This is a genomic window from Bifidobacterium sp. UBA6881 (assembly GCA_002451435.1).
Lineage (GTDB): Bacteria > Actinomycetota > Actinomycetes > Actinomycetales > Bifidobacteriaceae > Bifidobacterium.
Map to the genome: position 1 here is coordinate 1 of DKCF01000067.1, position 219 is coordinate 219.

The 219-nt window shown below is 53.9% G+C and carries 1 protein-coding gene; it reads left to right on the forward strand.

The features are described 5' to 3' along the window. The coding region (locus B3C64_RS04885) for a ZinT/AdcA family metal-binding protein (RefSeq protein WP_291534153.1) at positions 1-219 on the forward strand (219 nt) is incomplete at both ends.

Sequence of the window (219 nt, forward strand, 5' to 3'; positions counted from 1 at the left end):
GAAGGAAGGCAAGCTCAAGAAGGTGATGCAGGCCAAGGCCAAGAAGGGCGATATGACCGAAGCCGAATACAACAAGTACTACGACACCGGTTACAAGACCGACGTCGAGAAGATCACCATCAAGGGCGATCAGATCACATTCACCCGCAACGGCAAGAGCGCAACCGCCACATACAAGTACGACGGATACAAGATCCTCGACTACGCCAAGGGCAACCG